The sequence below is a fragment of the Sphaerisporangium fuscum genome, assembly GCF_018531465.1.
Lineage (GTDB): Bacteria > Actinomycetota > Actinomycetes > Streptosporangiales > Streptosporangiaceae > Sphaerisporangium > Sphaerisporangium fuscum.
On sequence record NZ_JAHDTF010000011.1, the window covers coordinates 243,679 to 265,281 of the forward strand.

At 71.1% G+C, this 21,603-nt stretch carries 21 protein-coding genes, 1 tRNA gene and 1 pseudogene; 9 read left to right on the forward strand and 14 right to left on the reverse strand.

The features are described from left to right. Positions 1-241: 241 nt before the first annotated feature. Positions 242-646: a hypothetical protein gene (locus KIK05_RS14765; RefSeq protein ID WP_214411259.1), complete on the reverse strand. Its 405-nt coding sequence runs from the start codon at positions 644-646 to the stop codon at positions 242-244. Positions 647-699: 53 nt separating this feature from the next. Here KIK05_RS14765 and KIK05_RS14770 point away from each other — a divergent pair, with 53 nt between their 5' ends. Next, entirely contained in the window at positions 700-1,500 is an 801-nt protein-coding gene (locus KIK05_RS14770) for a helix-turn-helix domain-containing protein (protein ID WP_214411260.1), read from the forward strand. Here the strand turns inward: KIK05_RS14770 and KIK05_RS14775 are convergent. Next, the gene (locus KIK05_RS14775; RefSeq protein ID WP_214411261.1) at positions 1,493-1,849 is read right to left on the reverse strand and encodes a DUF4345 family protein; all 357 of its coding nucleotides are present in this window, start codon (positions 1,847-1,849) and stop codon (positions 1,493-1,495) included. The two genes, KIK05_RS14770 and KIK05_RS14775, sit on opposite strands and share 8 nt — an antisense overlap. Continuing rightward, positions 1,846-2,223 carry a hypothetical protein gene (locus KIK05_RS14780; RefSeq protein ID WP_214411350.1) on the reverse strand — a complete coding sequence of 126 codons (378 nt, stop codon included), beginning with the start codon at positions 2,221-2,223 and terminating at the stop codon, positions 1,846-1,848. The genes KIK05_RS14775 and KIK05_RS14780 overlap by 4 nt, the downstream gene beginning before the upstream one ends. Positions 2,224-2,257: 34 nt before the next feature. On the opposite strand from KIK05_RS14780, the gene KIK05_RS48115 reads away from it, so the two are divergent. Further along, a complete protein-coding gene (locus KIK05_RS48115) occupies positions 2,258-2,380 on the forward strand; it encodes a hypothetical protein (RefSeq protein WP_284681315.1) in 123 nt (40 codons plus the stop codon). Positions 2,381-2,490: 110 nt separating this feature from the next. On the opposite strand, the gene KIK05_RS14790 is transcribed toward KIK05_RS48115, so the two are convergent. Beyond that, positions 2,491-3,054, reverse strand: a complete 564-nt coding sequence (locus KIK05_RS14790) for a TetR/AcrR family transcriptional regulator (RefSeq protein ID WP_214411262.1) — start codon at positions 3,052-3,054, stop codon at positions 2,491-2,493. A 161-nt stretch (positions 3,055-3,215) separates the two neighbouring features. On the opposite strand from KIK05_RS14790, the gene KIK05_RS14795 reads away from it, so the two are divergent. After that, the gene (locus tag KIK05_RS14795) at positions 3,216-3,518 is read left to right on the forward strand and encodes an ATP-binding protein (protein WP_214411263.1); all 303 of its coding nucleotides are present in this window, start codon (positions 3,216-3,218) and stop codon (positions 3,516-3,518) included. 28 nt (positions 3,519-3,546) lie between these two features. Here the strand turns inward: KIK05_RS14795 and KIK05_RS14800 are convergent, their stop codons facing one another. Together KIK05_RS14800 and KIK05_RS14805 are read right to left on the reverse strand one after the other, a co-directional pair. Next, a complete protein-coding gene (locus KIK05_RS14800; RefSeq protein ID WP_214411264.1) occupies positions 3,547-4,959 on the reverse strand; it encodes an amino acid permease in 1,413 nt (470 codons plus the stop codon). Next, positions 4,956-5,282: a kynureninase/PvdN C-terminal domain-containing protein gene (locus tag KIK05_RS14805; protein WP_214411265.1), complete on the reverse strand. Its 327-nt coding sequence runs from the start codon at positions 5,280-5,282 to the stop codon at positions 4,956-4,958. The genes KIK05_RS14800 and KIK05_RS14805 overlap by 4 nt, the downstream gene beginning before the upstream one ends. 438 nt (positions 5,283-5,720) lie before the next feature. Here KIK05_RS14805 and KIK05_RS14810 point away from each other — a divergent pair, with 438 nt between their 5' ends. Continuing rightward, positions 5,721-8,177 (forward strand): glycoside hydrolase family 5 protein, encoded by a 2,457-nt coding sequence (locus KIK05_RS14810; RefSeq protein WP_214411266.1) that lies wholly within the window; start codon positions 5,721-5,723, stop codon positions 8,175-8,177. 132 nt (positions 8,178-8,309) lie between these two features. Here KIK05_RS14810 and KIK05_RS49405 read toward each other — a convergent pair. Both KIK05_RS49405 and KIK05_RS14815 read right to left on the reverse strand, forming a co-directional pair. After that, positions 8,310-8,645, reverse strand: a pseudogene (locus KIK05_RS49405) (universal stress protein); the annotation flags it as partial. A 74-nt stretch (positions 8,646-8,719) separates the two neighbouring features. Continuing rightward, positions 8,720-8,890 (reverse strand): hypothetical protein, encoded by a 171-nt coding sequence (locus KIK05_RS14815; protein ID WP_214411267.1) that lies wholly within the window; start codon positions 8,888-8,890, stop codon positions 8,720-8,722. A gap of 103 nt (positions 8,891-8,993) precedes the next feature. Here KIK05_RS14815 and KIK05_RS14820 point away from each other — a divergent pair, with 103 nt between their 5' ends. Further along, positions 8,994-9,260, forward strand: a complete 267-nt coding sequence (locus tag KIK05_RS14820; RefSeq protein ID WP_214411268.1) for a DUF3885 domain-containing protein — start codon at positions 8,994-8,996, stop codon at positions 9,258-9,260. Positions 9,261-9,460: 200 nt separating this feature from the next. On the opposite strand, the gene KIK05_RS14825 is transcribed toward KIK05_RS14820, so the two are convergent. The 3 genes from KIK05_RS14825 to KIK05_RS14835 form a co-directional block, all read right to left on the reverse strand. Further along, positions 9,461-9,537 (reverse strand) — tRNA-Pro (locus KIK05_RS14825). A 304-nt stretch (positions 9,538-9,841) separates the two neighbouring features. Then, positions 9,842-11,164: a cytochrome P450 family protein gene (locus tag KIK05_RS14830; protein ID WP_214411269.1), complete on the reverse strand. Its 1,323-nt coding sequence runs from the start codon at positions 11,162-11,164 to the stop codon at positions 9,842-9,844. A gap of 232 nt (positions 11,165-11,396) precedes the next feature. Continuing rightward, positions 11,397-13,472 carry a cellulose binding domain-containing protein gene (locus tag KIK05_RS14835; protein WP_214411270.1) on the reverse strand — a complete coding sequence of 692 codons (2,076 nt, stop codon included), beginning with the start codon at positions 13,470-13,472 and terminating at the stop codon, positions 11,397-11,399. A gap of 160 nt (positions 13,473-13,632) precedes the next feature. Here KIK05_RS14835 and KIK05_RS14840 point away from each other — a divergent pair, with 160 nt between their 5' ends. Next, positions 13,633-14,055, forward strand: a complete 423-nt coding sequence (locus tag KIK05_RS14840) for a YchJ family protein (protein ID WP_308249918.1) — start codon at positions 13,633-13,635, stop codon at positions 14,053-14,055. On the opposite strand, the gene sigJ is transcribed toward KIK05_RS14840, so the two are convergent. After that, on the reverse strand, positions 14,056-14,997 hold the full coding sequence (gene sigJ / locus KIK05_RS14845) for an RNA polymerase sigma factor SigJ (RefSeq protein WP_214411271.1): 942 nt from the start codon (positions 14,995-14,997) through the stop codon (positions 14,056-14,058). It lies immediately after the preceding gene. Between the two features lie 182 nt (positions 14,998-15,179). Here sigJ and KIK05_RS14850 point away from each other — a divergent pair, with 182 nt between their 5' ends. Beyond that, positions 15,180-16,052 (forward strand): SDR family oxidoreductase, encoded by an 873-nt coding sequence (locus KIK05_RS14850; RefSeq protein ID WP_214411272.1) that lies wholly within the window; start codon positions 15,180-15,182, stop codon positions 16,050-16,052. 86 nt (positions 16,053-16,138) lie between these two features. On the opposite strand, the gene KIK05_RS14855 is transcribed toward KIK05_RS14850, so the two are convergent. Both KIK05_RS14855 and KIK05_RS14860 read right to left on the reverse strand, forming a co-directional pair. Then, positions 16,139-18,124, reverse strand: coding sequence for an elongation factor G (locus tag KIK05_RS14855; protein ID WP_214411273.1), 1,986 nt, complete (start codon positions 18,122-18,124; stop codon positions 16,139-16,141). A 207-nt stretch (positions 18,125-18,331) separates the two neighbouring features. After that, on the reverse strand, positions 18,332-18,877 hold the full coding sequence (locus KIK05_RS14860) for a hypothetical protein (RefSeq protein ID WP_214411274.1): 546 nt from the start codon (positions 18,875-18,877) through the stop codon (positions 18,332-18,334). A 256-nt stretch (positions 18,878-19,133) separates the two neighbouring features. On the opposite strand from KIK05_RS14860, the gene KIK05_RS14865 reads away from it, so the two are divergent. After that, positions 19,134-20,330, forward strand: coding sequence for a YncE family protein (locus KIK05_RS14865; RefSeq protein WP_214411275.1), 1,197 nt, complete (start codon positions 19,134-19,136; stop codon positions 20,328-20,330). A gap of 124 nt (positions 20,331-20,454) precedes the next feature. Further along, positions 20,455-21,591, forward strand: coding sequence for an RsbRD N-terminal domain-containing protein (locus tag KIK05_RS14870; RefSeq protein WP_308249919.1), 1,137 nt, complete (start codon positions 20,455-20,457; stop codon positions 21,589-21,591). The last annotated feature ends 12 nt before the right edge of the window (positions 21,592-21,603 follow it).

Sequence of the window (21,603 nt, forward strand, 5' to 3'; positions counted from 1 at the left end):
CGGCACCCTCACCCGGTCCCTGGACCATGTCCTGGCCTGGTCCCGCCTGCGCCGCCTCTATCAAACCCGAGCCCGCAAGGCCCACCACCAGCGCAGATACATCAGAAACAACGAACTGTTGTTGTAGTACTGATGCCGTGACCGGAAACGATCGCCGGTTCGCGTGGAGCCGTCCTCGCCGGTCAAATGTGGATGACATGCGTGATCCGGAAAACGCGACCGACCAGGTTCGACTAGCCTTTCATCCGCTGGTCGGCGAGCGGGTGGTCCAGGCGCGCGTGAGGACGGCGGCCACCGCCAGCGCGGTCAACGCCGCCACGTCGGCGAATGCGACCGAAATCAGTTTCGGGTGCGTGCCTGCGGTCGTCGCCACCAGCACGATGAAGGACGCCTTGCCGATCACGGCGACGATCAGCACCGGCCTGCGCCAGTTCGGTGCAGCGGCCGCCGCCAGGAGCGCGGCGCCGAGCAGCGCCAGCATGACCGCGCGATGCCGCAGCAGCAGCGTGCTGGTCACGTCGGCGTCCACAATTCCGTAGACGATGGCGAGCCGGGACGGTGCCAGCGCGACGATTCCCGGTGCGAGGTTGAGCAGTCCCACGGCGACGAACAGCAGAATCCCCGTGATGCGGGCAGCGGAGCGCACCGTATCCTCCTTCACACGTTCTCGGCTTTCCGCTCAGCCTGCAGGAGACTCTGATGCCGGCGCTTCCACCAACCCGTCGCGCCGCCGCCGGGGCTGTGGTGTGGTTGTGGCCGGGCCGCGCCCTGTACGCCGGGCCGTCCCTGCGGCTGGGACCGCACTCCGGCGCGGTCGCGTGCCTGGCCGTGGGCGTGGACGCGCCCTTCACCATTCACCCGACAAGCGGTGGCGAACTGCGGGCACGCACCGCGCTCCTCGCCCCTCGTGTACGCCACCAGCTCACGGCGTCCGGCGACCGCATGGTGTTCCTCTACCTCGACCCCGGCTCGGCGGACGACCGGGCGTGCCGCACCGGCTTCGCCACCAGCCGCGAGAAGATCCTGGTTGAGCACCGGCACGAGGACGACCTGCTCGCCCAGGCGGCGGAGTGGTCCTCGCACACTCCCATCCCGCAGATCACCGCCTGGATCACCAAGGCCACCGGCCACGCCAAGACGTCGTACGCCGACCCGCGGATCACGGTGGCGACCCGGCGGCTCATCAGCGCCGGCCATCCGCTGCCCGCGGCGCTGCTGGCCGCCGAGCTTGGGCTGTCTGAGTCCCGCTTCCTGCGGCTGTTCAGGGACGGCACGGGTACGTCGTACCGACGCTTCCGGCTGTGGGCGCAGATGCACCGGGCCGCGCGGGCGCTGGCGGAGGGCCACAATCTCACCCGGGCGTCGGCGGACGGTTACTTCGCCAGCCCGTCCCACCTGAGCACCGCGTTCCACGCCATGTTCGGCCTCACGCCCAGCGCCCTGCTGTCCCAGGACCTGACGATCCGCTGCCTGGACCCGTCACCTGCCGCCGTCACCTGAGGCCGGCCAGCAACGCGCCGGCGGCGGCGACCTCCACCCAGAAGTAGCACCAGACGGGATAGAACGCCGCCGGCCGCTCGACCGCCCGCCCCACCAGCCGCCCGAAGGCCATGCCCAGCAGCGACACGGCAACGGTGACGACCACTCCCGCGCGCATCCCGCCCGCGCCGGCAAGCGCCATCAGCAACAGTCCGCCGACGGCCACGCCGAAACCGCCGTACACCGCCCGGACCTCGCTGCGCGCCTCGGCCGAGTCGGCGATCATCCGGAACCGCCTGATGAGGGCGGCGGGCGCGAACAACCCGAACACACCCATCCCGAAAAAGAAGACCGCCACCACGATGATCATCCCAGCCTGCACGACAACTCCCCGGACCCGACGACGGTGGACGAGGCAGCCCAGCATGCCTCGACGCTTCGCGCAGTGCTTCCACAAACCCGGAGTCGGCCAAGGTGAACTGGCGCAAGGGCCCGAAGTGCGCCTCGATCGGGTTGGCCCAGGCCGTGCCGGGCCAGCAGGGTGCGTAAGGCTTTCCGGCCGATGGTGATGGTGCGGCCAGGAAGCCGGTGCAGGTAGTCCAGGAGTTCGCGGATGGACCAGCGGGTGAAGGGCTGGCCGAGCTCGGCGGGGCGGGTGATGGCCGTCTGCGCGACGAAGGCTTCGTCGTCAGGACTGAGCAGGCGGTCGATGTGCGGCCCGCATTCTTGCTCGATGAAGATCACGCGGGACTAGCGGGCGTACGCCGCCGAGCGTGGCTTGGACGACGCCGAGGCGCTGGCCGAGGGACTGCGCGAGAAGGCCGCCGAGTTCACCGCGTCCGGCGGCCGCCTCTACCTTCCGCTCTCACGACCATTCGGCGCGACGCCGCCGGCGGAGTGAGGTGCGGAGGGCCGGCCGGCGGCGGTGGACCCCGCTGACCGGCCCGGCCATGATCCCGGTCCAGGGGCGCCGCGACCGGGGTGCCGCCGGGAGGGTTCCGAGCCGGGCCCTCACCCCTTGACGCCCGCCGCGTCCAGCAGGACGCGGGCGGCGTCCTTGGCCTGGTGGGCGGGGTCGGAGGAGCCGTGGATCGCGGCGGTGGTCATGGCTCCTTCGGCCAGGAGGGCGAGCTGGTCGGCGAGGGAGGGCTCGCCCCCCGCCGCGGTGACCAGCCGGCCGATGTAGCGGCGGAAGGCGTCCTTGTGGACGCGGGCGATCTCGGCGACGGCCGGGGAGGTGGCTCCGAGCTCCCCGAAGGAGTTGATGAAGCCGCATCCGCGGAAGTCGGCTTCGCCGAACCAGTCGTGCAGCCAGTCGAACACGGCCAGGATCCGCTCCCGGGGCGTCGCCTGGGCGTCGGCGTGGCCTTCCAGCGATTCCCGCCATCGGATGTCACGCCGTCGCAGGTAGGCGTCCACCAGCGATTCCTTGGAGGGGAAGAGCTGGTAGAGACGCTTGAGCGACACCCCGGAGGCGGAGCGGATCTCGTCCATGCCGACCGCTTGGATCCCCCGGCCGTAGAACAGCTCCGCCGCGGCGTCCAGCAGGCGCGTCGTGGCCGTCTGCGCGTCCATCACCCGACCTCCTTCGATCAGGCCTCCTGCGTTGAGAACCATCGTTCTCTAAGCTACTGTACCGAGGATGAGAACGCGCGTTCTCGCCCATGGGAAGTGACGGATCCGGCGTAGCTGGACCAGAGCACGCTCTCCCGGCGGGCGGACCGCTGTGTGCTTTCGTGTGGGAGACGCTGGGGGAGGCCCACCCCGTTGTGGAGGAGGTGGTCTCCGAACTCGTGGCCGAGAGCGTCAGGTACTCCAACCCACACGGCCGCGGGCAGCTCGAAGTGAAGGTGAGCCAGGTCGACGGCGGCATCCGCGTCGCGGTCACCGGCCCAGGTTCCCTCCAGCAACCACGGGTGCGCCAGGACCCGCCCGCTGAGAGCGGCAGAGGACTCCTGCTCGTGGACGCCATCTCCGAGCGATGGGGCACCCACCGGACAGGAACCACCTGGTTCACCATCCGGCTCAGCACTTTGTGACATACCGGAGTAGCTCTCGCACGGCTCGCTAAAGGACGTCCCTCGATGCAGGGGCGCCGACCGGAAGGGGGGCGGAGTCCGGCTCTGGCCGGCGCCGGCTCAGCAGCCAGTAGGCCACCGCCAGAACGGCGAGAGCCGGCACACCCACCATGCACGCCATCCGCATGTCAGGGACGAAGACGCCGGTGGCGTACACCGACAGCAGTGCCGCGATGCCGAGCAGGGGGACGAGTCGCCCGCCGCGCAGGCGCATGGTGGACGGCGGCCGGTTCGCGTCCCGCCGGAACACCAGCAAGGTGACCAGGATGGTGACCCATACGGCGATGAGGCCGAATATGCCCAGCGACATCAGGATGGAGAACACCCGCGCCCCGAACAGGGCGGTCAGGCCGGCGGTCGCGAGGAAACCGAGCGAGGAGACCAGGACGGCGGTCCGGGGGACGCCGCGTGCGGTCGTTCTGCCCAGCGCGGCCGGTGCCAGCCGGTCGCCGCCCAGGGAATGCAGCATCCGGGCCGCGGCGTAGAGGTTGGCGTTCAAGGCCGACAGCGCGGTCACCAGGATGACGAAATTGGTGATCGAGGCGGCGGCCGGGATGCCCGCGGCGGCGAACATCATCACGAACGGACTGGCCGTCACGCCGTGGTGCGAGGCCAGATCGCGCCACGGCGTGACGGCCAGCATCACCGCGATGGCTCCGAGGTAGAACAAGGTCAGCCGGAGGATCAGCGAGCGCAGTGCACCGCGTAGCGAGGCACCCGGCTCCCTGGCCTCCGGAGCCGTGATCGCGACCAGTTCCACGCCGGCGAAGCTGAACAGGACGATAGCCATGACCAGCCACACGGCGAGGCCGCCCTGCGGCAGGAATCCGCCCTGGGAGACCCAGTTCCCCACACCGGTCGCCGGTCGCCCTGGGAGGCCGAAGACGATGAGGACGCCGCCGATGCCGATGAAGGCGATGACCGCGGACGCCTTGACCGTGCTCAGCACCGACTCCGCCGAGCCGAAGGACCCCACTGTCGTCACGTTGACGGCGGTGACCGCGGCGGCGAGGGCCAGGACGGTCAGCGGCAGGGGGATCTGCGGCCACCAGAAGCGCAGGTAGATGGCCGCGGCGACGACCTCGCTGCCGATGGCGACGATCAGGGCGAGCCAGTAGATGTAGCGCACCGCGAACCCGGCGAACGGGCCGAGGTAGCGGGTGGCGATGGCGCCGAAGGAGCCTCGCACGGGCATGGCGCTGACCATCTCGCCGAGGGCGAAGGCCACCGTCAGCGCGATGAGGGCGCCGGCGAGGTAGCTGATGAGGACGCCGGGGCCGGCGACGGCGATGGCCGACCCGGCGCCGAGGAACAGGCCCGTGCCCAGCGCGGAGCCCAGTCCGAGCAGCGCCATCTGGCGGCGGCTCAGCGCCCTGTGCAGGTCGTGGTGTCGTTCCTTCATGTCGGGACCTCCGTCGCGAGTACCGGTGCGCGGCCCGGCGCCGCCCACAGTTCGGTGGAGCTCGTCGACAGTGGAGAAAGGTCCGGGCGGACCCCGTCCGGAGCGCGGAAGCCGACGATGACGCCGTCGTCGATCAGGATGTCGGCGAAGTCCGCGGCCTTCGGATGCGACACCGTGACCTGTCCACCGCGTGCCGGGTCCCGCCGCAGTGAGGTGAGGGTGAATCCGAGGGGCGCGAGCCATTCGTCGTACAGGGCGACGGCCACCCCGGTGAGGGCGGCGGGCTTGGCGCGGACGCGTCCGATCCCTGCCTCCTCCAGCATTCCACGCCGCCGGCCACTCCCATGAGCCCGGTGACGGCCGGGGTACAGGAGAGCATGCTACCGATGCCGGGATCCGCCTGGTAGGCCGGACCATGGCGGAACCGTCCGCCGTGCTCATGATCGACCGCGTCGTGCGCGCCGCGATGTCGGTGGTGGACGGCCGTCCCGGTGGTACGGCGTGTGCGGGCCCGGGGTCACAGTCCGAGGTCGCTCAGGCCCGGGTGGTCCGTGAAGATCACCAAGGTGTGACCACCAAGACCGAACCATCATGCGCCGGACGCACGGCCGAGCCGGCTTCATGCTGCTTCGCCGCCGTGTGTTCCTTCCCTAACGCTCCGTCACCATCGGAAGAGAGGCAGCGTCGATCACTGGCCGGGCCCTGTCGTCCGGATTCGGCCCTTCATATGCGAGTAGGGCTCATGTATGGTCGCTGGCACTATGAGGAACCGCTGGTTGTCGCCGATCGCCGTCGTGGTGCTGGCCGCCGTCATCGTGCTGGGAGCGGTGTTCGACCCGTCGGGACTGGCCGCTCCGTACACGTGGACGGGAGCCGACCTGCTACCCGTCGCCGGACTCTGGCAGGTGGCCGCGCCGGCCGTCTATGTGCCGCTGCTGCTGGCCGGGGTCGGGGTGTTGACGTGGGTGGTCGCGTGCGGGAACGCCCCGTTGCGTACGGCGCTGCTGGTGTGGGGCGCGGTGGTGTGGTCCGCCATGGCGGCCAAGCTGGGGATGTCGCTGGTGATGGCCTTCGGCGACGTGGTCTACTTGACATGGTCGACCGGCTTCACCGGCGTCAAGGCGGCGGTCTTCGGCCTGCCGGTCCTGGCGGCCACCTGGCTCACGCAGCTCCTGCGCCGCCGCCTCACCTCACCCCCTTCTAGCTCGACCGCATCGTCCTCACCAGGGGCGGGCACTGAGCCCGCTGTGGCCTCGGTGTCGTTATTCCCGCCGGCTTCGGGGCCGGTGGCGGCGGGGGTGGCCGTGGTCTTGGGTGCGTTGGTGGGTGGAGTGTGGTGGGGCGGTTCACCCGTCGGGTACGCCATCGGTGACTCCCCACTGGCCCCGGCGCCCGAGGCAGGACCGCTGGGTTGCCTCGCCGCCGTCACCTTGCTGGGCGTGACGACGTGGGCGCTGAACCGCCGGCTCAGTACCACCACCTCGCCGCGGGCCGTTGAGGCCGGGATCTCCGCGCTGGGAGCGGCCGCGACACTGGGCCTGCTCGAGGTGGCCATCGGACTCCCCGGCGACCTGGCGGGCGGCGACACGTTCTGGGCACCGGCGATCATGCTCCGCCTCGCCCCGGCGCTCTCCTTCGGCGCTCTCCTCGCCCCCGTGACGGCAGCCCTCGTCGCACTCCTCCCCGCCACCCTGCCGGCACCAAGACCCGCCTTCCCCCCGGCACGTAAGGGCGTCGCCCTTTCCGTGCCGAGAGGGGTGGCGGCCGTCGTGACCGCGGCGGCGCTGGCCGTACCGCTCCTGCGGCCCGGCACCACCGTCGCGCAGCCACCACGCACCAAGGGCCTGACGCTCTCAGCCGACCGCAGGATCGTCGACGCCGACGGCAACGAGGTGCTGTTGCGCGGTGTGAACGTCAATCAGCTCGAAGACTACTTCCAGAGATTTCCAGACAAGGCGGTGACACGACCGCTCACCGAGGGCGACTTCGCCGGCATGGAACAGATGGGCTTCAACGTCATCCGCCTCGCCCTGTCCTGGTCGGCTCTGGAACCCCGGCCCGGCCACTACGACCCGGCCTACCTCGCCAGGATCTCCTGGGCCGTCGAGACCGCGGCCAATCACGGCCTGCGCACGGTCATCGACATGCACCAGGACGCCTGGGGCAAGGGTGTCAACGCCGCCCCCGGCACCACCTGCGAGAACGGTTCCCCGATGCACGGCTGGGACGGCGCCCCCACCTGGGCCGACCGCTTCGACGGCGCCCCCAGGTGCGAGTTCACCGGACGCGACATCTCTCCGGCCGTCGCCCGTGCCTTCACCAACTTCTACCAGGACAGAGACGGTATCCAGACCCGCCTGGTCGCCGCCTGGGGCATGCTCGCGGAGCGGTTCGCGAGCGAGCCGATGGTCGCCGGATACGACCTGCTGAACGAGCCCGGGTTCGGCGAGGCCCCGCCCATCACATCCGGCGTCCTGCTCGGCCGCTACTACGACCGGGCGATCAACGCCATCAGGGCGGGAGAGAAGCGGGGCTTTCCGCACCTGATCTTCTTCGAGCCGTCCGTGCTCTGGTCGGGTCTCGGCTTCGAGGTTCCGGTGCCCAAGGACTTCACCGACGATCGGCTGCTCGTCTTCGCCCCCCACCTCTACAACGAATCGATCACCATCGACCAGGGCACCGGCCTCACCATCACCAGCATCGAGCGCGGTTTCGACCTGGCGAGCCGAGCGGCGGCGTACTACGGCGCCGGGCTCTGGTCGGGGGAGTGGGGTTGGTTCGGCGACGCCACCTCGGCCCCGATCAGGAGGTACACCGACCAAGAGGACCGGCGCCGCATCGGCGGCGCGTTCTGGGTCTGGAAACAGTCCTGCGGCGACGCCCACGCCGAAGCCGGATCCAAGACCGGCGGCAACCTCATGATCGAGGACTGCCCCACTGGGAAGGACCTGCCGCCGACCCCCGAATACGTCGCCGAGCTCTCACGTCCTTACCCACGCTCCGCCCCCGGCCGGCTGATCGGCCTGATGTCGGATCAGGTGAGCCTCACGGCCCAGGGCGAGGGCATCGGGTGCGGCCTCGACGTCTGGTTCCCCGGCGGCACCCGGCCGGTCGTCCGTAGTACCGGAATCACGAGCGTCGCCGCCCGGCAGGCACCCGGCGGCTGGCGTATCACCGGCTGCACCCGGGGCGCCTACACCCTGGCGGCGCACCGCTAGATCGATCTTCAACCTGTGCGTCCCGGACGCTGGCCGGCGGACTTCGTCGTCGCTGATCCGGTGCTCAGTGACGGGTAGGGAGAAGAAGAAGGTGCACGGGAGGCACGCGAGCAGTACCGGACCGAGATACCGATCCGGGGTTCGTGGCGCGGACGAGCCGAGCACCAGTAGTTCGGCGCCTTGGCTATGACGCAGCAGTTCCTTGGCGGGATTGCCGAGGGCGATGTAGCGGCGGACCTGTAGATGTGGGTAGCGCTCCTCGATGGCGGAGACGGCCTCTTGCGACGGCCGCAGTTCCGTGGCGAGCCGTTGGCGTTCCTGACCACGTCGCAGGACCGGCGCGTACGGCGCGGCGTGGACGACGGCGAGCTCCGCGTCGCGCTCACATGCCTCCGCGGCCGCCCAGGCCAGTGCTCGGCGCGACTCCGCGCTGCCATCGATCCCGATGACGATTCGCTTGACGCTCATCTCACTTCTCTCCCGGTTCGGGCGCCGGCCGCCATCCCGCGTGCCGCGCCGTCCATCCGTCTTCGGCCGGGCGGTCAGCCGAGCTGGGCCGAGATGCTCTTCGCCCAGGTCGTGACCTGGTTGCGGTCGCGGTAGTCACCCGCCATGGACTTCGACAGCAGCGAGGCGAGAAAGCCCCGCGCCCCCTTCGCCAGCCGTCCACCGAACGTCACGTGCCCGACGGCCTCCAGTTCGGTCATCAACACCGCGACCCCGCTCCAGACGCACGCGGACCGCCCCGTGCGCCGAGTTCAGCGTCGGCGCAACCTACTGACCGGTCGGCCCGTGGGGCACGGTGGTTTACAACGCGTGACTTTCACCTCGAATGCCGCCAACGAGGTGATGAAGCCCTCGGCTGCGGCGTCGACCTCAGCGGTCGGGGTCAGCAACCTTTGCAGCCTTCTAGCGATCGCAGACGACGAGATCAGCAACGTGCTCCTCGGCCCTGCGGATCTCCGCTGGCTGTACCACCCCTACAATGGGGGCGCCGACGTAATCCTGCCCACGCGTGCCGAACGTGATGCCCTCAAGGACCGGCACCCCACCTGGCTGTCCACACACCCGTCAGGTCTCTGAAGGACCTGGTGAACCGCGGCAACCAGCGCCGTCGATGCTCGACTACCGATCACAGGCCAAGAGTCCGGATAGATCGGACAGATTCGGACGAGCAACCCGCCACACGCGAACATCCTGAGTGCACTTGACTCTGGCTGGCTCCCTAAAATCGGAAAAGGGGCTCCGGAGAAGCTCCGAAACCCCTACGACCAGCGTGTATCTGGTCGGGACGACAGGATTTGAACCTGCGACCCCTTGACCCCCAGTCAAGTGCGCTACCAAGCTGCGCTACGTCCCGGTGCTCGTCTGGGGCGGTGTTCCCGTCCCTTCGAACGAGGTAAACACTACCACGGCCGGTGAGTGGGGGGTTCGTTGATCAGGAGGTCCCGTAGGCCGGATGGGCCTACGGGACCGGTCTCCGGGGGGCTCAGGGCGGGAGCCGTCCAGGGCTGCGGACGTTGAAAGCGAGGGGTGTCCGATCTTGGAGACGAGGGGGTGCCCGGCCTCGGAGTCGAAGGGGTGCCCGATCTTGGAGTCGAAGGGGTGCCCGATCTTGGGGGCGAGGGGGTGCCCGGTCGTGGAGGGGAGGGGGCGGGAAGGGCTCACTGGGTGCGGCGGAGCTTTCGGAGGAACGTCCAGAAGCCGGAGCGGGAGGGCTGCCGTCCCTCGCCGGCGTCCTCGGCCGGGGCGGCGGTGGGGGTGGCCGTGGGGGTGAAGCCGGGGCTGAGTTCGTACTGGACGGGGAGGGTGCGCACCGCGCGCACGAAGGGGGAGGCGCGCCACGGGAGCTGGTCGGCCGGGAGGGCCAGTTTCAGGGTCGAGAACCGCTCCTGCAGCCGCCGTACGGCGATCGTGGTCATCTTGGTGGCCAGCCGCCGGCTCGGGCAGCCGTGCGCGCCGGCGCCCCATGCCAGGTGGGCCCGGGTGCTGCGCAGGGGGTCCCGGCTGAGGGCGTCGGCGAACCGGGGGTCGGCGTGCGCGGCCGCGATGGACAGCATCACGGGATCGCCGGCCGCGATCGTGAAGCGCCCGAGCCGCACGTCCGTCCTGGCGTAGCGGAAGGTCAGGTTGGCCAGCGCCGGGTTGAGCAGGGCGACGCGGTTCACCGTCTCCTCGACCGCCCCCGCGGGCAGGCCCGCCCGCAGTTGCGGGTTGGTCATGAGCTCGACGATGACGTTGCAGATCAGGCTGCCGGTGAAGTCCAGGAAGCCGGGCAGCATGAACAGATCACGGGCCAGTTCCTCGTCGGTGAGGTCGGGTTTGGCCGCCAGCATGTAGGAGGGCAGGTCCTCGCCGGGCTGATGCCGCTTGGCCGTCGCCAGCTCCAGGAGGGCGGCGTACAGCCGCTGGTACGCCCCGGCCGAGTCGGGGCCGTCCAGCAGGCGCCACTGATCCATCATCATGTCCTCGCCGCGCTCGAGGGTGACCCCGAGCATGCGGTTGGCGACCATCAGCGGCAGCGGCCGCCCGTACTGGGTGCACAGGTCGGCCCATCCGGCCGACGTGCCGTCCGTCATCACGCCGATCAGTTCGTCGCAGAACCCCAGCATGGCGCGTTCGAGCATCTGCGCCTGGGGGTGGGCGGGGTCCTGGTACGGCCGCAGTGCCGCGTCCCACGCGGCGCGCAGCGCGTGGTGTCTCTCCCCGTCGTCGAAACCCATGTTGTCGGCCTGCAGGAGGGCGAGCAGCGGCCAGTCGGCGGGAACGCGTCCTTCGGTGTACGCGCGCCAGGTGTCGACGCGCTTGCTCCACACGTCGCCGACGTTCTGCATGACCGACAGCACCTGGTCGTAGCCGAGCACGAACCAGGCCGGCACGCCGAGGAGGTCGATCGGGGCCACCGGGCCGTACCTGGCGCGCAGCTGTTCGTGGACGAGCGCGGGGCTCACGTCGTAATCCCTGCTGAGCAGGGTTTCCAGGGGCAACGACGCCAGGGTTTCCGCACCCGGCGCGGACCGTCTATCGGGAATCAAGGGGGGCCTGCCTTTCTGGTTCCCGGGCCTTTCGGGACGATCCGAAAGCTCGGGTACGGGCGGCGATCCTAGGGCGTCCGGCCGGTGATGTCAGCGGCCGGAGGATGCTCGCCGGACGGCAGGGGCCCGCCGTCGTCGACCGGCCGAAGGGGGTTCGCGGGAACCCCCTTCGGCCGGTCGAGGGTCAGAGGGCGGTGCAGACGGTCCCGTTCAGGGTGAAGGCCGTGGGCAGGACGTTGGGGCCGCTGTAGGCGCCGACGAAGCCGACCGAGGTGGTGCCGCCGCCGGCCGCCAGTTTCCCGTTGTCGGGGGTGCTGGTGACGGTGACCGAGGTCCCGTCCTGCGTCCAGGTGCCGCTCCAGCCGCTGCTGACGGTCTGCCAGGCGGTGGGCCAGGTGAAGTGCAGGGTCCAGCCGTCGAGGGCCGCCGGGCCGGTGTTGGTGACGTCGATCGAGCCGACGAAGCCGCTGGCCCAGTCGTTGACGTCCTTCAGGCGTACGGTGCAGGTGCTCTGGGCGGGGGTGCCGGTGGTGAAGGTCAGCGGTGGGGAGGCCCAGGAGACGGCGCCGGCGGTGTCGCGGGCGACGACGTTCACGGTGTAGCGGCTCCCGGGGGTGAGGTTGCCGACGGTGAAGGAGGTGCCGGTGGTCTCGCCGAGCTGTTCGGTGACGGCGCCGTTCTGCCGGTGGATCTCGTACTTGGCGATGGGGTGGCCGCCGGGCGTGGAGGCGGGCCAGGCGATGGTGGCGGCGCGGTCGGTGACGCCGCTCGCGGTGGGCTGCCCGGGGGCGGTGGGGGCGCCGGTGGCGGCCGAGGCGGGGTGGAGCAGGAGGGTGGTCAGCGTGTACGGCGGCAGGGTCCGGGCGGTGGCGCTGCCGCTCCGCTCGCTGGTCACCGAGGTCGCGCCGTTGGCGAAGGAGTAGACGGTGGGCGCCTCGGCGGCGGGGGTGAAGCCGGTGTAGCCGATCGTGACCGGGTGGGACGAGGCGGGGTCGCGGTTGACGAGGAGGAGCGCGAGGTCGCCGTTGGGCCGCCGGGCGGCGTGAGCGCTCACCAGGGGCTCGGAGGTGGCCGCGCGGACGAGCTGGTCGCCGGGGCGGGCGAAGGTGCTGATCATGGTGAGCGCGTAGTAGGGCGCGAACGGCGTGTTCAGCGGGGGTTCGCAGGTCTCGCCGGTGCAGGTGGCGCTGGACAGCAGCCCGAAGTCGCCGTAGTCGGTCTGCCCCTCGACGGTCGAGATCGTGCCGGCGCCGTTGTGGACGTTCCACCAGTCGACGGTGAAGACGCCGTTCTCCATCAGCCCGGCGTAGGCGTCGGCGGCGAACAGCGCGCCCGGCTGGGTGTTCGGCGCGACGCCGCTGTTGGTCTCGGTCATCGCGATGCCGATGTCCCCGGCCCGGGACCCGGCGTACCGGGCGATCTGCCGCCGGACCAGGTAGATCATGTCGTCGATCTGGCCGGGCTTGGTGAGGACGTCGGCGACGCCGCTGTCGGCCGGGTACCAGTGCACGATCACGAAGTCGATCTTCGACGCCGCGGCGGACAGGACGGTGTCGTTCCAGGTCGCCTGATCGCCGCCGCCGACGATGCCGTCGGGCCAGTTGGCCGGGGTGGTCAGCACGGCGCCGATCTTGATGCTAGGGTCCACGGCTTTCATCGCGTCGGCGTAGGCCACCAGGTTGCGGGCGTACTCGGCCGGGCTCTTGTCGGCGTGGTCGTCGGCCTCCCAGGCGGAGCCGTAGTGGCCGTTGCCGTAGTTCTCGTTGCCGATCTCCCAGTACTTCACGCCGTACGACTTGGTGACGTTGGCGTACCGGACCCAGTCGGCGGCCTCCTGGGGCGTGCCGGTGCCGTAGTTGGCGATGACGATCGCCTGCGCGCCGGTGCGCCTGGCCGCGCCCATGAAGGTGTCGAAGTCGGTGCCGGGGGCGACGTACCCGCCTGGCGCGGTGTGGGTCTTCCAGTGGTAGATGTCGCCGTAGGAGCCGCCCGGATAGCGCAGCATCTTCACGCCGGCGCTCTTCAGCAGGTCGGCCGTGTCGTCGGTGCCGAGCGCGCTGTCCCAGATGGCGTGGTTGACGCCCACCGCCGTGTCGGAGACGGTGGCCAGCGCCGCCTTGGTGTCGACGGTGACCGTGACGCCCGCGGTGCCGGCGCTCGCCGCCGGAGGGTTCACCGGTGCCAGTATCGGGGTCAGGACGGCGGCGCCCAGCAGGAGGGCGGTGCGCAGCCTGGAGGCGCGGAGCCTGCTCGTGCTCATGAAGGTCCCTCTCCGGGAGGATCTTGATGTGCCGCGATGGTGATCGGGGTGTGCGACGTGGTCAAGCGCCCGGGCGGTGGGTGCGGCCTGAGCTGGCCCGACGACGGCGGCGGCGTGCAACTTTCAGAGCCGGGGCCCGTGGCGGGATAGCCTCGGCAGGGTGAAAGATGGTTCCCGTCCCCGTCGTACGGCGTCGCGTGCCGGCGCCGAGCCCTGCCCCTGCGGGCTGCCCGCCTCCTACGGCGAGTGCTGTGGCCGCTTCCACGCCGGGCAGGCCGCCCCGACGGCGGAGGCGCTCATGCGGTCGCGGTACGCGGCGTTCGCCGTGGAGGACGAGGCCTACCTGCTGCGCACCTGGCATCCCGGCACCCGGCCGCCGCGCGTGGAGTTCGAGCGGGGCATGCGGTGGACCGGTCTGGAGATCGAGGAGGTCTCCGGAGGGACCTCGTTCCACACCGCCGGCACCGTCGCCTTCCGCGCCCGCTACGCCTACCGCGGGCAGCCGGGCGAGCTGCGCGAGAAGAGCCGGTTCGAGCGGCACGAGGGCGCCTGGGTGTACGTCGACGGTGTGGTCGGCGGCTGATCAGCCGTCCTCGGCCTCCGGCGGATCCTGGATCCGGTGAAGTTTGTCCGGATTCGAAACGGAGTAGATGCCCGTCACCCGCTCCCCGTCCGGGCTGAGGTCCAGGACCATGACGGCGAAGGGCGCGTCGTCGGAGAACAGCACCGCCGAGGGGTCCCCGTTGACCGTCCGGTAGCGGACCTCCAGGTCTTCCGGCGCCCGCGAGGTGACGCCGGTGATCATGCGGGCGACCTTGTCGCGGCCCCGCACGGGGCGCAGGCTCGCCCTGCGGGACTTGCCGCCGCCGTCGGTCCACATGGTGACGTCCGGCGCCAGGATCAGCATGAGGGCGTCCAGGTCCCCGCCGAGCGCCGCGGCGAGGAACCGCTCGGTGACCTCCTGCTGGACGCGCGGGTCGGCCTCGTACCGGGGACGGCGGGCGTGGACGTGCTCGCGCGCCCGGTGGCCGAGCTGCCGTACGGCCGCCGGGGTGCGGTCGAGGATGCCGGCGATCTCGGTGTGGGTGTAGGCGAACACCTCGTGCAGGACGAACACCGCCCGCTCCAGCGGAGTGAGGGTCTCCAGCACGACCAGCAGCGCCATCGAGACCGATTCGGCGCGCAGCGCGGGCTCGGCGGAGTCGGGGGTGGTGTCGGTGAGCAGGGGTTCGGGCAGCCACGGCCCGACGTACGTCTCGCGCCGGCGGCGGATGACGGTCTGCCGGGCGAGCGCGTGGTTGACGGCGACGCGCACCAGATAGGCGCGGGGGCTGGCGACCTCCTCCGCCGGCGCCCGGTTCCTGGACGCCCACGACATCCAGGTGTCCTGCAGGACGTCCTCGGTGTCGGCCACGTTCGCGAGCAGGTTGTACACGATCGAGAACAGCAGCTCGCGATGGTCGGCGAACACCCGCGTGGCGGCGTCGTCCGCGGTGCTTCCGGTGCTTGCGGGGCTTTGGGGCATGAGAGGTCCTTCTGTCGGCTGCTCCCTTCCGAGAGGCGTGAGCCTTCCGAAGTGTGACATGGGGGCGGAGAGTGTGACCTGCGTCTCAGTCGCGGTGGCCGGTGTCACACCCGCCGCCCGGCCCTCTTGGATGGCGACCGGGGTGCGCGGACCGCCCCCAAGGCATCGCGAGGAGTGTCGTCATGATCGTTCTGGTCACCGGAGCCACCGGCACCGTCGGAAGTCGTCTCGTCCGGCGCCTGCTGGACGAGGGACACAAGGTGAGGGCCCTGACCCGGGACCCCTCCAGAGCCCACCTGCCCGCGGGCGCGGAGGTCGTCGCCGGCGATCTGACCGACGTGTCCACCCTGGCGGCGGCCTTCGACGGCGTCGCCGCCGCCCACCTGATCAACTTCGGCGGCGACTACCGGCCGCTGCCGAACGGGCCGCGGATCGCCGAGGCGGCCGTACGGGCCGGCGTCGGCAGGGTCACCCTGCTGGGCGGCTGGCAGGAGGGCACCCTCGAGCCCGCCGTCCGGGAGAGCGGACTGGAGTGGACCCACCTCAAGCCGGGCGAGTTCATGGGCAACACGCTGCACGACTGGGCCGCACGCCTCCGTGCCGAGGGCGTGATCCGGGAGCCGTACGGCGACCGGCGGAGCGCGCCCGTGCACGAGGCCGACATCGCCGCCGTGGCGGCGGTGGCCCTGACCGAGGACGGCCACGCCGGCCGGACGTACACGATCACCGGCCCCGAGGTGCTCACCCCGCGAGACAAGATCCGCGTCCTCGCCGAGGCGACCGGTCGCGACCTGCGGTTCGAGGAGCTCACCCCCGAGCAGACGCGCAGGCAGTGGGCCGAGGAGGGCAGGCCGCCGGAGATGCTCCTGTTCAAGGTGTTCGGCGACGATCCCGAGGTGGGACCCCGGGAGATGGTCGAGTTCCTCCTCCGGGTGTACGGCGGCGACCACGAGGCGGGCCGTACCGTGACCGGCGTCGTGGAGAAGGTGACCGGCCGCCCGGGGCTGACGTTCGGGCAGTGGGCGGCCGAGCACGCCGCCGCCTTCCGCCCCTGAGACCCGCCGCCCCCGGCCCGTACCGCTCCCACCCGGCCCGATCCTCGCGCCTCAGCCCGGCCCCCGCGCGGGTTCGCGGCCATTCCTCACACCCCCCTCAGGACGCGCAGGAGGTACTCCTTGCGGTCGAGGGGATTGTGGTCGGACCGGGGGCGGGACGGCGGGGGGCCGCTCACCGGCCGGTAGCGCTCGAACGCCGACTCGAGGACGCCCTCGCCGTGCGTCAGCGTGGGAAGCCGCTGCTCCAGCTCGTGCACCCGGGCGGCCGGGATCTCGCCCTCCAGTACGCAGACCGCGCCGCGCGGCTCCACCGGGCCGGGCACGGCGCGCAGTCCCGCCAGCACGGGCAGGATCTGCCCGAGGCGCTCGGCCGGGATCTCCAGGCGGAAGCGGTGGATCGGCTCGCACACCCGCGTGCCCGCCTCGCGCAGCGCCTCCATGACGACCAGCGGGGTCAGGCCGCGGAAGTCCGTGCCGGTGCTCGACATGCTCTTGTCGAAGCCCTGGTGCGCGTGGCTCTGCCTGGGCGCGTACCCCGAGTGGGTCAGCGTCACCGTGCAGTCGACGACCTCCCAGCCGTGCAGCCCCTGCGCCAGGGTCTCCCGGACGGTGTCCTCGACGACCTTCATGAACGCGTACGGCATCGACCCGAGCTCGACCTCCAGCCGGTACCCGACGCCGCTGCCCTCGGCCGCGGGCTCGACGCGCAGGCCGACGGTCGCGAGGAACGGGTTGCCGTCCCCCTTCATGATCTCGAAGGCCGCGCCGGTGCCCACGGGCCGTTCGACGCAGATGGTCGTCGACTCGCGGAAGGTGACGTCGATGCCGTAGTCGGCGGCGAGCGTCGCCTGGATGACCTCCTTCTGCACCTCGCCGTACAGCGAGACCGAGATCTCCTGGCGGACGTCGTCCTGACGGAGGTCGATCAGCGGATCCTGCTCGGCGAGCTGCGTGAGGGCGGTGTGCAGGGCGCCCTTGTCACCGGCACGGCACGGCACGACGACCGTCTCCAGCGACGGCGGCGAGAAATGGTGCTCCCCGGGCGTCCCCCGCGGCGTCCCCAGGGTGTCCCCGATGCGGACGTCCGCCAGCCCCCACACCTTGCCGATACGGCCGGCGGTGACGGACGGGCGGCGCGCCACCGAACCGGCGTCGAAGACGCCGATCGCGGTGACCTTGGCCTCGTCGCCGCCGCCGAACCGCGGCTTGTCGCGGGTCCGCAGGGTGCCGGAGAACAGGCGGACGTAGGCGATCTTCTCGCCCGCGGGGCCGCGTTCCACCTTGAACACCGTGCCGGAGAGCGGCCCCCCGGCGTCGCCCTCGGCGGCGGGCAGCAGCTCGCGGATGCCGCGGATGAGGGCGTCGACGCCGGCCCCGGTGATGGCCGACCCGGAGAACACCGGGTGCACCAGGGCCTGCCCGCTCTGCGCGGCCAGCGCGCGGCGCAGCCGTCCGTACGACACGCTCGCCTCGTCGCCGACGTACGCCGCCAGCAGCCCCTCGTCGTGCTCGGCGAGCACGTCGGCCAGGCGCGTGACGAACCCGTGGTCGCGTTCGGTGTACGGGACGAAGCGGGCGTCGCGGGTGCCGGGCCCGCGGGCGGAGCCCATGGCGACGACGGCCGGGGTCAGCTTCGCGGCGATGTCCCGCAGCACGTCCTCGGGGCGGGCGCCGCCGCGGTCGAGCTTGTTGACGAAGATGAGCGTCGGGATGCGCAGCCGTCGCAGCGTCCGCATCAGGACGCGGGTCTGCGCCTGGACCCCCTCGACGGCGGAGACCACCAGCACCGCTCCGTCGAGCACGCCGAGCACCCGCTCCACCTCGGCGATGAAGTCGGGGTGGCCGGGAGTGTCGATCAGGTTGACCGTGACGTCGCCGAGGGTGAACGACACGACCGCCGACTTGATGGTGATGCCGCGCTGCCGTTCCAGCGCCAGGGAGTCGGTCGTGGTGCTGCCGTCGTCGACGCTGCCGACCTCGTCGATCACACCGGCGGCGAACAGCAGCCGCTCGGTGAGGCTTGTCTTACCGGCGTCTACATGAGCCAGGATCCCCAGGTTGAGAGTTCGCACGAAGCGTCATGTCCTTGTCGTGGGCGGAGGATTGCTTCCAGTGGGGACATGAACGCAGTGCGCATTTCTCCTCCTAGCTCGATCGGCTGCCGGCGACAATTACAACAACCGGCCCCCCGCCCCACAACTCATTTATCCGGCTGTCGAGAACTGTTGTGGCTGGTCAGAGGCAGGGAGGCCGGCGGTGGTCTCTCGTCTCCGCCCGTGTCAGCGGGTCGAGCAGCTCGGCGTCCACCTGATGATCGGCTGGCTCTGGTACAGGCCCGTGCCGTTCCTCTCCTCCACGTGGCCGTCGGCGTACCGCGAGGTCACCTTGATGCCCACCGGCTGGGTGGTGTACGTGATCAGCGCCGCCCGGTCGGGCCCGGCCGGCAGCCAGTAGGTGCAGTAGCCGAGCCACTCCCTCGCCGTGGACTCACCGTGGAAGCCCCGGCGCACCTCGCCCTTGATGGTCTGCGTCGTCTGCTCGTCCAGGCCGTCCAGCGAGCCGAGAGTGACGTCGCTGCTGAGGTAGTGGCAGACCTGGTAGTTGCCCCGCTCACGCTCGGGGGAGCCCGGCGCGGCGACCCCCCAGACCTCGGTGCTCGCGCAGCCGCTCGACAGGGTGCTCTTGGTGGTGCCCCAGGTGTACTGGACGCTCGTCGAGACGGGCGCCTCGTCCGCCCGCGCGGCGCCCGCGGTCACCCCGGTCGCTCCGGCGCTGACGACGGCGGCGACGGCGAGACCGACCGCACGGGACTTCATCGACGTCATGGTGTGTCTCCTTCACGAATCCGAACTTCTTCGGGCGTCCGCCCGGACACCCGTAGAGAAGGTAAGAACCACCGCTTGGCACGAAGTTAAGGAGCGTTAGCGGCCCGCTTGGGGCGGGCTTCTGCGGAGGGCGCCGCGTGTTGTCGGTCGGCGACAGTCGGGGTGGGGAACGTTGGCGGTCGGCTTCTTGGCCGGTGGGGGGCGGGTTTCCCAGACTTGACGCAGCTCACCGGCCGACCAGACAGGAGCGGGAAACGTGAACCGATTGGCAAAGGGTGTGGCTGCTCTCGTCGCCTCGATCAGCGGGTTCGCGCTCGTCGGGGCCGCTCCCGTCCGGGCCGACGGCGGGCGGGACGTCGTGCTCGTCGGCAACAGCGCCTCGGGCACGGTCAGCTTCCTCGACGGCCGCACGTTCCAGAACCTCGGCTCCTTCAATGTGATCCCCGACCTGAAGCAGCGGCTGGACGCGATGAACGTCGTCCAGCGCGCCGCCTACGAGGTCGTCAAGCAGCAGGAGGGCGGGGACCGGTTCGCCGACGACGTCTACGTCTCCCCGGACGGCCGCAGTCTGTACGTCTCGCGCGGAAACCTGGACGACGTGGCGGCGTTCGACATCGCGAGCGGGCAGATGCTGTGGCGCTTCCAGGTCGACGGGTTCAAGGCCGACCACGCCGCCCTGTCACCGGACGGCACCCGCCTGACGGTCTCCGCCACCACGGCCGAGAAGGCACAGGTCATCGACACCGCGACCGGGAGGCTCGCGGCGGAGTTCCACACCGGCACCTATCCGCACGCCAACGACTACTCCCCGGACGGGAAGTACCTCTACAACTCCAGCATCGGGGTGACCGCGCTGTCGCAGGTGCTGGAGCCCCTCAAGGGCGCCCGGCAGCTCACCGTCGTCGACCCAGCGACGTTCAGGGTGATCAGGACCTACACCTTCGGCCACGGCGTCAGGCCGGCGGCGTTCACCAGGGACAACAGGACCGCCTACATCCAGCTGTCGTACCTCAACGGGTTCGTGGAGTTCGACCTCGCCACCGGGAAGATCGTCCGTACGGTGCAGATGCCGTTCAGCGCGGCGGGGGCGGCGCTGGCGCCCGACAAGTACCCCAACAACTCCGCCCACCACGGCATGGCGCTGTCCGGTGACGAGAGCAGGTTGTGCGACGTCGGCACGATCGACGACTACACCGCCGTCATCTCCCGCCCGGGCCTCACCACCGCCGGGACGGTCACCTACCCGATCGGCAGCATCCCCTACTGGGCGACCAGCAGCGCCGACGGGCAGCACTGCCTGGTGACGCTGAGCGGGCAGAACGCGGTGTCGGTCGTCGACTACCGGACCGCCACCGAGGTCGCGCGCGTCAGGGTCGGCGCCTTCCCGCAGCGTGAACGCCTGGGCAGGGTCCCCCAGGACGTGCTGGACTCCCTGTCCCCGGCCGCGGGCTGATACCTTCCCTGCCATGGCGGCGGTGCAGCGACGCCGCCATGGCTCCCTCATGGCGAGAACGGAGGCGGACCGGCTCGAGGCCCACCAGACCGGTCACCGCCGCCGAGGAACGCAGGAGGCCCTGGTGCCTGATGCCGTCGGCCGCACCGCGATGCGGCGCCTCATCGAGCAGATGCGCGCCGACCCCGACACCCTGCAGGGGGTCGTGGAGGCGGCCCGGGCCAAGGCGCCGTCCGTCGCCGCGCTGCCGCGCGAGGAGGTGCAGCGGCGCATCGCCCCCGTGCTGGCCGCGGTGTCCTCGGCGTTCATCGACTCCACCGGGCTGGCCCCCGCCGACGTCGAGGCCGCCGACAGGCTCGCGGTGGACCGGGCGATGCAGGGCATCCCCCTGGAGGCGCTGCTCGAAGGCTTCCAGGCCGGCCGCATCTACGTACTGCGGCAGGTCGTCGAACGGGCCGGCGCGCGGCAGGTGCCCACCGGCCACCTCATCGACGCCCTCATCGAACTCGACGCCTACGCCAACGAGATGCAGAACCGGCTGATCCACGCCTACCGGGAGACCGAGCTGAGCCTCACACGCACCGCCCACGCCGCACGGCTGGAGGCGCTGCGGATCCTGCTCCACGACGGGCCGGCCTCCCGCATCGCCGACACCGGGCTCGACCCGGCGCAGCGCTACCACTGCCTGGTGACCGGGGTCAGCGACCCCCGGCAGGCGCGGCGCGCCGAACCCGTCCTCGCCGCGCTGGACGGGCTGGCCGGCATGGTCGACGGTTACCTGTGCGCGGTCACGGGGCGGCTGCCGGACGCGGCCTCGCTGGAGGGCGTCCTGGTGGTCGCCGCCCCGCGCGTACGTCCCGACCAGCTGCCCGGCGTGTACGACATGTGCCGCCTGGCGCGCGGCGCCGCCTGCAAGAGGGGCCTGACGGGCCTTCGCCCGCTCACCGAGCTCGCCACGGCCGTCATGGCCGACGGCCATCCGCGCCTGGCGGACCTGCTCGCCGCCGACCTGCTCGCGGGCCTGGACCCGGCCGACGAGACCCATCGCCAGCTGGCGAGGACCGCGCTGGCCTATCTCATGCACGGCAGCCGGGCCGACCTCACCGCGGCCGGTCTCCACGTGCATCCGAACACCGTGAAGTACCGCCTGCGGCGGCTGGCCGAGATCACCTCGTTCGGCGGGCCGTCCAGCCCGGACGACGCCCTCGGCCACGCGATGCGCTGGTGGATGGCCCTGCGGGCCTGGCTGGACCGCGCCTGACCGAATCGCCCG